At 72.4% G+C, this 11,799-nt stretch carries 10 protein-coding genes; 7 read left to right on the top strand and 3 right to left on the bottom strand.

Going from position 1 to position 11,799, the window contains the following annotated elements; all coding sequences use genetic code 11:
* The first annotated feature begins 42 nt into the window (after positions 1–42).
* The 4 genes from ACFC0G_RS08340 (at position 43) to ACFC0G_RS08325 (ending at position 3,982) form a co-directional block, all read left to right on the top strand.
* A complete protein-coding gene (locus ACFC0G_RS08340; protein ID WP_376399144.1) occupies positions 43–444 on the top strand; it encodes a nuclear transport factor 2 family protein in 402 nt (133 codons plus the stop codon).
* A gap of 129 nt (positions 445–573) precedes the next feature.
* Complete coding sequence (locus ACFC0G_RS08335) at positions 574–1,650, top strand: branched-chain amino acid aminotransferase (RefSeq protein ID WP_376399142.1); 1,077 nt, start codon at positions 574–576, stop codon at positions 1,648–1,650.
* A gap of 158 nt (positions 1,651–1,808) precedes the next feature.
* Positions 1,809–2,615, top strand: coding sequence for a class I SAM-dependent methyltransferase (locus ACFC0G_RS08330; RefSeq protein WP_376399139.1), 807 nt, complete (start codon positions 1,809–1,811; stop codon positions 2,613–2,615).
* Between the two features lie 176 nt (positions 2,616–2,791).
* Entirely contained in the window at positions 2,792–3,982 is a 1,191-nt protein-coding gene (locus tag ACFC0G_RS08325) for a cytochrome P450 (protein ID WP_376399136.1), read from the top strand.
* A gap of 31 nt (positions 3,983–4,013) precedes the next feature.
* Here the strand turns inward: ACFC0G_RS08325 and ACFC0G_RS08320 are convergent, their stop codons facing one another.
* Positions 4,014–4,421, bottom strand: coding sequence for a MerR family transcriptional regulator (locus ACFC0G_RS08320; protein ID WP_376399133.1), 408 nt, complete (start codon positions 4,419–4,421; stop codon positions 4,014–4,016).
* A 49-nt stretch (positions 4,422–4,470) separates the two neighbouring features.
* Between ACFC0G_RS08320 and ACFC0G_RS08315 the strand changes: the two genes are divergently transcribed.
* A complete protein-coding gene (locus ACFC0G_RS08315) occupies positions 4,471–5,367 on the top strand; it encodes an NAD(P)-dependent oxidoreductase (RefSeq protein ID WP_376399130.1) in 897 nt (298 codons plus the stop codon).
* A 28-nt stretch (positions 5,368–5,395) separates the two neighbouring features.
* On the opposite strand, the gene ACFC0G_RS08310 is transcribed toward ACFC0G_RS08315, so the two are convergent.
* A complete protein-coding gene (locus ACFC0G_RS08310) occupies positions 5,396–8,686 on the bottom strand; it encodes a BTAD domain-containing putative transcriptional regulator (RefSeq protein ID WP_376399127.1) in 3,291 nt (1,096 codons plus the stop codon).
* Positions 8,687–8,858: 172 nt separating this feature from the next.
* Between ACFC0G_RS08310 and ACFC0G_RS08305 the strand changes: the two genes are divergently transcribed.
* On the top strand, positions 8,859–10,406 hold the full coding sequence (locus ACFC0G_RS08305; protein ID WP_376399124.1) for a PQQ-binding-like beta-propeller repeat protein: 1,548 nt from the start codon (positions 8,859–8,861) through the stop codon (positions 10,404–10,406).
* Positions 10,407–10,507: 101 nt separating this feature from the next.
* On the top strand, positions 10,508–11,281 hold the full coding sequence (locus ACFC0G_RS08300) for an SDR family oxidoreductase (RefSeq protein WP_376399121.1): 774 nt from the start codon (positions 10,508–10,510) through the stop codon (positions 11,279–11,281).
* A gap of 52 nt (positions 11,282–11,333) precedes the next feature.
* Here ACFC0G_RS08300 and ACFC0G_RS08295 read toward each other — a convergent pair whose 3' ends face one another.
* Positions 11,334–11,759, bottom strand: a complete 426-nt coding sequence (locus tag ACFC0G_RS08295; protein WP_376399118.1) for a cytochrome P450 — start codon at positions 11,757–11,759, stop codon at positions 11,334–11,336.
* Positions 11,760–11,799: the final 40 nt, after the last annotated feature.

Raw genomic sequence — 11,799 nt, 5'->3', positions numbered from 1 at the left:
CGACCCACCCGTCCCGATTCCTCACCGCTCAGGAGACCCCGCATGCGGACCGACGACTCCACCGCCACCGCCACCGCCACCATCGCTTCTTCGGCCGCCGAGGCCGATGTGCGCCGCTACTACGACCTGGTCGACGCCGGTGACGTCCCCGGCCTGGTGGGCCTGTTCACCCCCGACGCCACCTACCACCGCCCGGGCTACGAACCGTTCACGGGGCACGAGGGCCTGACCCGCTTCTACGGCGGCGCCCGCGTCATCCGAACGGGACGGCACACGCTCAGCAAGGTCCTCGTCGAGGGCTCGGACATCGCCGTGCACGGCGAGTTCAACGGCGAACTCCACGACGGCACCACGGTGGCGCTGCGCTTCGCCGACTTCTTCCAGCTCACGGCGGACGGCCGGTTCGGCCGTCGCGACACCTTCTTCTTCGCACCGCTCGTCTGACCGCCGCGCGTCCCCTCGCACGCCCCGCACGCCCTGCCTCGCACGTACTGCCCCGCACGTACTGCCCCGCACGCACTGCCCCGCACGTACCGCCTCGTCCCGCACCGCCTCGTCCCTTAAGGAATCGCCATGACCCTCACGTTCGACCAGAACCCCGCCGCGTCCGCCCCCCAGCCCGTCCGTTCCCCCGGCCACGGTGACGCGTTCACCGACCACATGTTCACCCTGTCGTGGAACGCGTCGGACGGCTGGCACAAGCCCGCGCTGGAGCGGCTGCACGACCTCACCCTGCACCCCGGGACGATCGGTCTGCACTACGCCCAGGTCATCTTCGAGGGCCTCAAGGCCCACCGGCAGGCCGACGGCGGGATCGCCGTGTTCCGGCCGTGGGAGCACGCCCGCCGCTTCCAGCGCTCGGCCCGCCGCCTTGCCATGCCGGAGCTGCCCGCGGAGGTCTTCGTCGACTCCATCGAGCAACTGCTCCGCGCCGACCAGGGACTGCTCTCCGACGACCCGAGCCACAGCATCTACCTGCGGCCGATGATGTTCGGTGCGGACGCCAACCTGATGCTCCGCCCGTCCTACACCTACGAGTACCTCGTCATGGCGTTCGTCGCGGGCGGCTTCTTCGGCAAGGCGCTGGAGACGGTGTCGGTGTGGGTCAGCCACGAGCACAGCCGTGCCATCCCGGGCGGCACCGGCAACGTCAAGTGCGCCGGAAACTACTCCGGTTCGTTCGTCGCGCAGCTCCAGGCGCAGGAGGCCGGCTGCCAGCAGGTGGTGTGGCTGGACCCGGTGGAGCGCACCTGGGTCGAGGAGATGGGCGGCATGAACATGTTCTTCGTGCGCGGCACCGGCCCCGGGGCCGAGATCGTGACGCCGTCCCTGAGCGGGTCGCTGCTGCCCGGCGTCACCCGTGACACGCTCCTCGGGCTCGCCGAGGGGATGGGGTACGTCCCCCGGGAGGAGAAGGTCTCCCTGGAGCAGTGGCGCCGTGAGTGCGCGGAGGGGCGCATCACCGAGGTGTTCGCCTCCGGCACGGCCGCCGTCGTCACCCCCGTCGGTCACGTCAAGGACCGCGACGGCGACTGGACGATCGGTGACGGAACCCCCGGCCCGGTCACCCTCGCCATGCGCGACGCCCTGGTCGACCTGCACCACGGAACCGCTCCCGACCCCCAGGGCTGGCTCCACCGCATCTCCTGACGGCGCGGGACCCGAGGGACCGTATGCAGTCGATGCGCCGTGCCGTGCCGTGCCTGCCGAGTCGTGCCGTGCCGAGTCGCGCCGTGCCGTGAGGGCCGATCGGCTCAGGCACGGCGCGCCTCGGACGTGCGCGCGGTCGTCGGTGGAGTATCGGTGGGATGACAGAGTTCAGCGGCCGCTACGGCGAGGCCGTCTTCCGGCCCGAGCAGGCGGGCGAGGGCGAGCGCATCGACTTCGGCGCCCTCGCCTACGACGACATCACCATGGCGCGGCTGCGGGCGCTCGGGGCCGGCCCGGGGTGGCGGTGTCTCGACGTGGGCGCCGGCACGGGCACGGTGTCCCGGCGTCTTCTCGCCGAGGCCGGGGTGGAGAGCGTGCTCGCCGTGGACCGCGACGTCCGCTTCGTGAGCGAGCGGCCGGTGCCGGGGCTCGACGTGCTGGAGGCCGACATCACCGCCCCGGACTTCACCCCCGGCCGGTTCCGGCTCGTCCACGCGCGCTTCGTGCTGATGCACCTGCCCGAGCACGACCGCCTGATCACCGCGCTCGCCGAACTCGTCGAGCCCGGGGGAGTGCTGGTGCTGAGCGACGCCGTCGACCTCACGAGCGACCGTACGCCCGGCACTCCGTACACCTCGGTGATGCGGGCGATGTGGCGGGGACTTCGGGACGGCATCGGCACCGATGTGACCTGGGTGCCGTCCTACCCCCACCTGCTGCGCGGAGCGGGGCTCCTGCCCGTGGCCGCCGAGATCCACGTACCGCCGCTCCTGCCCGGCAGCCCCATCAGCCGATTCTGGGCGGACACCTGGCAGCGGAGCAGAGCGGCGATGCTCGCCACCGGCCTGGTCGACGACGCGGCCGTCGACGCGGCGATCCGGTACCTGGACTCCGACGAGTGCGCCGCCCTGTCCGCCGGCATGCTCACCGCCTGGGGACGGAAGCCCGGGGGCACCGCCCGCTGAGCATTGCCTTCGGCGCCATTCATTGCAACGTCCCGTTGCCTTCAGGTGCAGGGTCATTGCATCAATTTACTGTGCTCCACCTGGGGATATGCCATTCTCGTGATTGACGATGCCCTGAACGCAACGTAGCTTTCGGGAAAAGTCAAACGTGTGATGCCGCGAGACGAGGAATGGTCATGAGCGAGTCCCTCCACACCGTCACGACGCTGCCGGCGGAGCGCCGGCCCGGCTGCCCCTTCGACCCGCCGGCCGAGCTGATCGAGGCCCGCGAGCACGGCCCCATCAGCCGCTACACCCACCCCGGCGGGAAGGAGGGCTGGATGATCACCGGACACGACCTCGTCAGGTCGGTCCTGGCCGACTCGCGGTTCAGCTCCCGCAAGGACCTCCTGAACGTCGTCGACTTCGAGCTCCCGCCGGCGCCGCCCGGCGAGTTCCTGCTCATGGACGAGCCCCAGCACAGCCGCTACCGGAAGCCGCTGGTGGGCAAGTTCACCGCGCGGCGGATGCGGCTGCTCACCGAGCGCGTCGAGCAGATCACCGCGGACTGTCTGGACGCCATGGAGCGGACCGGGCCGTCGGTGGACCTGGTGACCGCCTTCGCCAAGCCCATCCCCACGATCATCATCTGTGAACTCCTCGGGGTGCCGTACGAGGACCGGGACTCCTTCCAGGAACAGATCGACACGTTCATGGGCGGGGAGACGAACGACGAGGACCTGATCGCGGCCTACACCGCGACCCAGGACTACCTCGCCCGCCTGGTGGCCGCCAAGCGCGCGAAGCCCACCGACGACGTGCTCAGCGAACTCACCGACAGCGACCTGACCGACGAGGAGCTTCAGGGGATCAGCCTGATCCTGCTGGCGGCCGGCTTCGACACCACCGCGAACATGCTGTCCCTGGGGACGTTCGCCCTGCTCCGGAATCCGGAGCAACTGGCCGCGCTGCGCGCCGATCCCACGCTCGTGGACGGGGCCGTGGAGGAGATGCTGCGCTACCTGAGCGTCGCCAAGTCGTTCATGCGGACGGCGCTGGTGGACGTCGAGGTCGGCGGCCAGGTCATCGAGGCCGGCACGACGGTCGTCCTCTCGTACAACACCGCCAACCGCGACCCCGAGCGCTACGCCGATCCCCACACGCTCGACCTCCGGCGGGACGCCGGTGGGCACCTGGCCTTCGGCCACGGCATCCACCTGTGCCTGGGCGCCCAGTTGGCCCGCGTCGAGATGCGGGTGGCGTTCACCGCGCTGCTCGACCGATTCCCCACGCTGCGCCTGGCCGTGCCGGCCGAGGAGGTCGTCCTGCGCCCGGAGGCCGCGGACATCTACGGGGTGAAGAGCCTCCCCGTCACCTGGGACGTGTGACCGGCGGAAGGCCGTTGGCCGGGCGGGCCGTTCAGGAGGCGACGGGCTGCGCCTCGACACCGGTGAACGGCGGGTAGTTCTCGTCGCTCACGCGCTCCGCCGCGTCGATGTAGTCGGTGAGAGCCTCGCGGGACCGGGTGAGCCGGTCCACCTGGTCGTCGATGCGCCGCAGCCGCGAGCGCATCGCGGCCAACAGCTCAGGACAGCCCGCGAGTTCAGGGGTCTCGCCGACCGCGCAGGGCAGCAGGTAGGCGATGTCCTCGGAGGACAGTCCGGCACCGAGCAGGTGCCGGATCTGCTTCACCCGCAGCAGGGCGCTCTCGTCGTACTCGCGGTATCCGTTCGTGCCGCGATCCGCCTCCAGGAGGCCCTGGGCCTCGTAGTAGCGCAACTGGTGGGCGTTGACGCCCGCCCGTCGACTCAGTTCCCCGATCCGCATCGCAACCTCGCTTGACCTTCACACCGACATCAACGTTGACGATGCTGCCATGAACAACACCCCACTTACCCCCGTGACGGTCATCGGCCTCGGACTGATGGGCCGGGCACTCGCCGGGGCCTTCCTCGCAGCAGGACACCCCACGACCGTGTGGAACCGCACGTCCTCCAAGGCCGAGCAGTTGGTCGCCGCGGGCGCGCGGTCGGCGCCGACCGTCGGCGACGCGCTCAAGGCCGGTTCCCTGACGATCGTCTGCCTCACCGACTACCAGGCCGTGTACGAGCTGCTCGGCCCCGACGAGATCGACCTGGCCGGTACGACACTGATCAACCTGTCCTCGGGGAGCTCGGGCCAGGCGCGCGAGGCCGCCCGGTGGGCCGAGCAGCGCGGCGCCCGCTACCTGGACGGCGCCGTCATGGCCATCCCGTCGGGGATCGGGACCGCCGACGCGCTGATCCTCCACAGCGGGCCGCAGCAGGTCTTCGAGGCGCACGAGCCGACGCTCGCCGCGCTCGGCACCGTGACCCACCTCGGAGCGGACCACGGCCTGGCGTCCCTGTACGACGTGGCCGGCCTGACCATGATGTGGAGCGTCCTGAACGCCTGGCTCCAGGGCACCGCCCTCCTCGGGACGGCCGGTGTCGACGCCGCGACGTACGCGCCGTTCGCCCGGCAGATGGCCGTCGGCGTGGCCGCGTGGCTGCCCGGGTACGCCGAACAGATCGACAAGGGCTCCTTCCCCGCCGAGGTGTCGGCGCTGGAGACCGAGGCACGGACGATGGAGCACCTGATCGAGGAGAGCGAGGCACTGGGGGTCAACGCCGAACTGCCCCGGCTGATCAAGGCGATGGCGGACCGCGCGATCGCCGCCGGGCACGGCGGGGAGCAATATCCCGTGCTGATCGAGGAGTTCGGCAAGCCGAGCCCCCACACCGGCATCGGCTGACCGGCCGCAGGCTGATCCCCCGGAGCTGTCAGGGGCCAGGGGCCACCGGCTCCGGCTCCGGTTCCGGGGGGATGCCGTCGGAGGCGTCGCTCAGCCCGTCGCGTGCCAGCTCGTACTCCCGGGGATGGTCGCCCGCCCCGGGCAGGGAGAGGGCGGTGCGGAACTCCTGCCGCGCCTCGGCGTGACGGCCCGCCGCCGCGTACGTCCCGCCCAGGCGGATGCGGACCCCCATCTCCAGCCAGGTGCTCGTGTGCCGGGTCAGCGTCGACACCGCCTCGTGGTGGGTGTCGACGGCCGAGCGCAGGTCGCCCCGTACGTGCTCCGCCGCGGCGAGCCGCGACAGGCCGTCCGCGCGCAGCGGCAGGTCTTCGGCCTCGCGGGCCAGCTCGGCCGCCCGCCGCAGCAGGTCCGTGGCCTCCGCGTGCCGGCCGAGGGCCAGGTGGGCGTCGGCGGCGAAGGACAGGGTGCTGCTGATCGTTCGGGGGCGGCCGTTCTTCTCGGCGAGGGCGAGGGCGGTGTCGTAGTGGTCCAGGGCCTGTTCGTGCCGTCCGTGGTGGGAGTGGATCGCACCGAGGTTGCAGTGCGCCATCCCGGTCAGCCAGTCGTCGTCGAGACCGGCCGCCAGCTCCAGCGCCTCGCCCAGGTGGGCCGACCCCTCCTCGGTCCGGCCCAGCGGCCACGTCGCGGCGCCCAATCCGGCGATCGCCCGGGCCCGGTTGCGGCGATCGCCCTGGCAGTCGGCGTCCCGCAGCGCATCGGCGAACCACTCGCCCGCCTGCCGGAACCTCCCCTGGTAGACCTCCACGATGCCCATGCAGATGCGCAGCGAGGAGGGCATCCGCCGGTCGGTCGTCATGTCCGCGCAGGCCAGGGCGCGTTCCAGGGCGGTGCGGCACTCGTGGAAGTGGCCCTGCCGCGCCAGGTGGTCGACGAGGGCCTCCGCGAGCCGGCAGGCGTGGTCGAACTCACCGGCGGCGGCCGCGAAGGCCACCACGTCGACCAGGTCTCCGCCCGCCGCGTTCAGCCAGGCGGAGGCCTCACTCCAGCCGGGGAAGGGCGAAGCGGTGGTGTCGCGACCCGTGGTGTCATGACGCTCCCCGGGGAAGGCCTCGGGTCCCCAGTCGCTCGCGATGCGGCCCGCCGCCGTGTAGAGCCGCAGCACGGCGGCGCGGTCGGCGGCGGCCTCCCGGGGCGCCTCGGCCGCGAGACGCCGGGCGTGCGCCCGTACGAGATCGTGCAGCCGGTAGCGGCCGGGATGCGGCTCCTGGAGCAGACTGGCGTCGACCAGGTCCTCCAGGAGCGCCTCGGCTTCCGCACCGGACCCGCCCAGCATGGCGGCGAGGGTGAGCCCGTCGAAGCGGGCGGTCGGAGCCGAACCCAACGCCCGGAAACCGCGCCGCAGTTCGGGGGCCAGCTGGTCGTACGACATCCGGAAGGCGGCCTCCACACTGCGGTCACCGGCCCGCAGCTCGCCGAGGCCGCGCGCGTCGTCGGACATCCGGCCGGCCAGGAAGGCCAGCGTCCAGGACGGGCGGTTCTGCAGCCGGGCGCTCGCGATGCGCAGGGCCAGGGGAAGGCCGCCGCAGCGCAGGGCGAGCTCGCGAGCCGCCTCGGGCTCGCGGTCAGCCCGGGACTCCCCGAGGAGTTCCCGGAAGAGGCCGACGGCGTCGCCGGAACCCAGCGGCTCCACGGTGAGCCGGAGATCGGCGTCGAGGCCCGGCAGCCGCTGCCGGCCCGCCACCAGGACCCGGCTTCCCGGCCCGGCGGGCAGCAGCGGCCGTACCTGCTCGGCGCTGCGGGCGTTGTCCACGACCAGCAGCAACCGCAGGTCGCTCGTCGCCGCACGCCAGGCCGTGACGAGCTCCGTCACGTCGTCCGGGTCGATCGAATCGTCGAACTGTGCGCTGTCGTAAGGGGGTTCCGCGCTGAACCCGCGGACCGCACGCAGCAGTCGGCGCAGGGCCCGCTGCGGGCCGACGTTCTCGTGGGCCGCGCCGTACGCGTGCAGGTCCACGAACAGGCAGCCGTCGGGATGAGCGTCGCCCAGGGCCCAGGCGGCGCGGACCACGAGGGCCGTCTTGCCTACGCCCGCCGTGCCGTCGACCGTCGTCACGGAGACGGCGCCGGGCGCCACGGGGGCGGTGAGCAGGGCGAGTTCCTTCTCGCGGCCGACCAGGCAGGCGATGTCGCCGGGCAGTTCGTTCCGGCGGGGAAGGTGGGGAAGGTGGGGAAGGCGGGGACCGCCGGGACGGCGGGCGCGGTCGGGTCCGGGGTCGGGGGAGCGCGTGGGGCCGGTGTCGGCCGGTCCGGTGGGGTGGTGTCGTCCCGGCGGTGAGCCCTGGGGCGTGATCTCCGTGTCTCCGTCGGCGAGGGCCGCGTGCGGACCCGGCGCCCGGCCGAGCAGGGACCGGTCCTCCCGGCGCAGGACCGCCTGGTGCACGCGGCGCAGCTCCTCGCCCGGCTCGACGCCCAGCTCGTCGAGGAGCCGCCGCCGCGTCTCCTGGTACACGGCGAGCGCCTCGGCCTGCCGGCCGCTGCCGTACAGGGCGCGCATCCGCAGGGCGGCCAGCGGCTCGTCGTGCCGCTGGGCCGGTGCCGCCGCCATCAGACCGTCCAGGGCCTCCGCGTACCGCCCGAGGAGGACCAGGCACTCGGCGCGGTCCTCGTGCAGGGCGCGCCGCTGCCGGGCGAGGCGGTGCCGCTCGGTGTCGGCGAGCGGCCCCGGGAGTCCGGGCAGCGGTTCGCCGCGCAGCAGCTCCAGGGCCCGCCCGCCGTGGTCGAGAGCGCCGTCGAGGTCACCGGCGTCCTTCGCGCGCCGGGCGCGACCGGCGTGTGCGGCGAGGTCGGCGAGGTCGGTCCGGGTCTCGCCGGGGACGAAGCGGTAGCCGCCGTGCCCTCCTTCGATCACCGACCGGGCCGGCCCGGCACCCGCCGCGTCCAGCACCTTGCGCAGCGCGTACACATAGCTCGGCAGGACCCGGTGACCCGTGCCCGGAGGCTCCGTGCCCCAGACGTCGTCGAGGATCTGTCCGTACGTCACGAAGGCCGGCGCGCGCAGGATCAGGGCGGCGAGGACGGCCTGTCGCCGTACCGGGCCGAGGACGCGGAGGGACTCGCCGCGACGTGCCCGGACGGGCCCGAGCAGCTCGATCCGCAGCCGCCCCGTCGTCCCGTCCGGACCCTCTGCCTCCGGGCCCGGACCCTCTGCCTCCGGGCCCGGACCCTCTGCCTCCGGGCCGGGACGCCCAGCCTCCGTGCCCGGACTCTCTGCCTCCGGGCCGGGGCTCGCTGCTTCCGCGCCCGGACCCGCCGCCTCCACGCCCACTTCGCAGCCCCAAGTCCCCGTCTTCCCTGCCCGCGCAGGAGCCCAAGTCTCCCGCATCAGCGGGATTTCATCCGCACTGCAGGACGCCACGACAGTGTGTGCCTCGTCATGCCGGGTGGATACCGTCGAGGATTTCGCTCGGACCGGCGGACAGTAGGGGAGACCGATGCACCACCCGCCACAGCCTTGGTACCGGCCGCACCAGACGCAGCAGACGGTTCCGGACAACCCGTACGCCCCCGAGGGCTACACCCCGCCGGAGCCGCCGCCCCGCCGCCGACGCTTCGGCAAGGGGCCGCTGATCGCGACGGTCGTCGTCCTGCTGCTCCTGGCGGCGAGCGGATGGGTGTACGCCCTCACCGACGGCCGGTGGGGCGGCCCGGCCGCGCCCGTCGCCGACAAGGCCCCCAGCCCCTCCGCGACGCCGACACCCTCCCGTACCCCCGCGGTCCGCACGCCGACACCGCAGCGGATCCCGTCGTCGGACGAGATCAACGCCGGGCGCAAGCCGGGAGACGCCACGGCGTGGATCGCCGACGACCTGACCGATCTGCCCCGGCGCTCCATCAAGCTCTACCCCCTGTGGGTCGTCGGCGACACCGTCGTCCAGGCCGGGTACGACAAGGTCACCGCCCGCCGTCTGTCGGACGGCGTCGAGGTGTGGAGCGTGCCGCTGCCGGCCTCCGTCTGCGAGACCCCCGCCAACCCGACCCCCGACGGCAAGATCGTCGTGGTCTACAAGAGCAACCGGGACTGGACGGGGAACCGCTGCAACCAGCTTCAGATGATCGACCTCAGGACCGGGAAGGCGGGGTGGCACAAGAAGCTCACCGAGACCGGTTCCATGGACGGCACGATCACCGTGAACAGCGCCATCAGCGGCGGCACCCTCGCGATCGTCCAGAGCATGAAGGCGGCGGCGTACCGGGTCGACACCGGAGCCAAGCTCTACGACATCCCCGTCGAGAACCCGGGGAAGTGCTACCCCGACGACCTCGCGGGCGGCCCCCGGCTCGTGGTGAGCTCCACCTGCGCGATCGGCGTCGACCGCGCCACGTCCTACCACCAGCTCCGCGAGCTCGACCCGCGCACCGGCAAGGTCCGCTGGCGCTACCGCACCCGGCCGGGCTGGTCCGTCGGGAAGATGCTCTCCGTCGAACCGGTCGTCTTCACCACCTACCACCACGAGAAGCTCACGGACGACTGGCGGGTCGTGGCCCTGAAGCCCGGCGGAAAGCCCGGCATCACCATCGACGCCCGCCCCAAGGGGTTCACGTACTGCGCAGGCGCGGGGGACTCTGGCGGGAACATGCAGCTCTGCCCGGGCACCGCCGTCGGCAAGGACATCGTCTTCCTGGGCGGCATCGACCGCGTCGGCGGCTACAGCCTCACCACCGGGAAGCTCGTCTGGGGCGTGAAGTCCGGGGGCAGCACGCTCCATCCCCTGCGCGCGGACGGCGGCTCGTACGCCCTCGTCTACGAGGCGGCCACGGCGGAGCAGCCGGGCAGGATCATCCGGCTCGGCCCGGGCGGCGCGGATACGGAGAAGCAGGTGCTCCGGCATCCCGCGACGGCCCGGTCCACGGAACTCCGCATGATGGCGGGACGCCTGGCCTATGCGAACGGCCGGATCGTCATCTCGCCGAGCGGGGTGTCCGGCAACGACGCGGACCACCAGGCCCGCATGCTGTCCTTCGCTCCCGGGAGCCCGTAGCCGGTGGAGACCCGGTTACCGCTCAGTGATCACGCAGTGGTACGTGCCCGGTTACGGTCGGTGTCGTTCCAGTGAGTCGCTTGACGTCTTCAGGAGAAGTGATGGGCAAGTACGCCGGCAAGAAGGCCGTGGTCATCGGTGGGACGCACGGCATGGGCCTCGCCATGGTGCAGGGGCTGCTCGACGGCGGGGCCGAGGTCCTGCTGACGGGGCGGAACAAGGACAACATCGAGACCGCGCGCCGCGACCTCGACGGGAAGGCCGTGCACGTCCTGCGGTCGGACGTCGCGAGCATGGGCGACATCGCGGAGCTGGGCGCGGCGGTCGAGGAGAAGCTCGGCCGTGTCGACGCCGTCTTCGTGAACGTCGGATACGCCGCCCTGGAGCCGATCGCCCTCGTCACCGAGGAGACCTACGACCGGCAGTTCGACGTGAACACCAAGGGCGTGTTCTTCACGGTGCAGAAGCTCGCCCCGCTCGTCAACGACAGCGGGTCGATCGTCTTCACCACCTCGATCGCCAATGTGACCGGCCCCCCCGGCATGGGCGTGTACTCCGGCGCCAAGGCGGCCGTGTGCTCCTTCGCGCAGGTCTTCGCCGCCGAGCTCCTGCCGCGCGGCATCCGGGTCAACTCCGTCAGCCCGGGCTTCATCCACACCCCGACCATGGGCATCGCGGACGCCACCGCCGAGGAGTGGGCCGTCCTCAGCGCGGTGGGCGACGCGCTCACTCCGATGAAGCGGCACGGTACGCCTGAGGAGGTCGCCACCGCCGCGCTCTTCTTCGCCTTCGACGCGACCTTCACGACCGGTGTCGAGCTGGCCGTGGACGGCGGTCTCACCCAGCACATCCAGCCGGTCCCGCCGCAGCAGTAGCGGAACCCGTGGCCCGCGGAGCGGCATCGCCGCCCCGCGGGCCACGGTCGTCTCAGACGTCCGCCGGTCCGAGGAGGACGGGGAGCGTCCGGTGGCCGTTGGAGATGAACGACTCCAGGGGCAGGATCCCCTCCGGCGGCTCCGCGAGCCTGATGCCGGGGAAGCGCGCGAACACGGCGGGCAGGGCGATCGTCGCCTCCAGGCGGGCGAGCGGAGCGCCCACGCAGTGGTGGACGCCGTGCCCGAAGGCGACGTGCTCGCGGCGCGTCGGGCGCGTCACGTCGAAGACGTCCGCCGTCTCGCCGTGCGCGCCCGGATCGCGACCCGCCGCGCCGAAGGCGATCATCATCGCGTCGCCCTTGGGGATCACCACGTCGCCGAGGTCGAGTTCCTCGATCGCGTACCGCATGGGCAGACACGGGGCCTCAAGGCGCAGGGTCTCGTCGACCATCTGTGGCGTCGGGATCGTGCAGAGCATGCGGATCGTGCGGATCTGTGGCGTCGGGATCGTGCGGATC

It is taken from the genome of Streptomyces sp. NPDC056169 (assembly GCF_042268445.1).
Lineage (GTDB): Bacteria > Actinomycetota > Actinomycetes > Streptomycetales > Streptomycetaceae > Streptomyces.
Note: the sequence above shows the minus strand (reverse complement) of the source record. Positions and strands in the feature narration are given on the sequence as shown.

Excerpts from the sequence above, each read along its gene's own strand:
- ACFC0G_RS08340 (WP_376399144.1), top strand. The coding sequence starts at position 43 with ATGCGGACCGACGACTCCACCGCCACCGCCACCGCCACCATCGCTTCT.
- ACFC0G_RS08335 (WP_376399142.1), top strand. The coding sequence starts at position 574 with ATGACCCTCACGTTCGACCAGAACCCCGCCGCGTCCGCCCCCCAGCCC.
- ACFC0G_RS08330 (WP_376399139.1), top strand. The coding sequence starts at position 1,809 with ATGACAGAGTTCAGCGGCCGCTACGGCGAGGCCGTCTTCCGGCCCGAG.
- ACFC0G_RS08325 (WP_376399136.1), top strand. The coding sequence starts at position 2,792 with ATGAGCGAGTCCCTCCACACCGTCACGACGCTGCCGGCGGAGCGCCGG.
- ACFC0G_RS08320 (WP_376399133.1), bottom strand. The coding sequence starts at position 4,421 with ATGCGGATCGGGGAACTGAGTCGACGGGCGGGCGTCAACGCCCACCAG.
- ACFC0G_RS08315 (WP_376399130.1), top strand. The coding sequence starts at position 4,471 with ATGAACAACACCCCACTTACCCCCGTGACGGTCATCGGCCTCGGACTG.
- ACFC0G_RS08305 (WP_376399124.1), top strand. The coding sequence starts at position 8,859 with ATGCACCACCCGCCACAGCCTTGGTACCGGCCGCACCAGACGCAGCAG.
- ACFC0G_RS08300 (WP_376399121.1), top strand. The coding sequence starts at position 10,508 with ATGGGCAAGTACGCCGGCAAGAAGGCCGTGGTCATCGGTGGGACGCAC.
- ACFC0G_RS08295 (WP_376399118.1), bottom strand. The coding sequence starts at position 11,759 with ATGCTCTGCACGATCCCGACGCCACAGATGGTCGACGAGACCCTGCGC.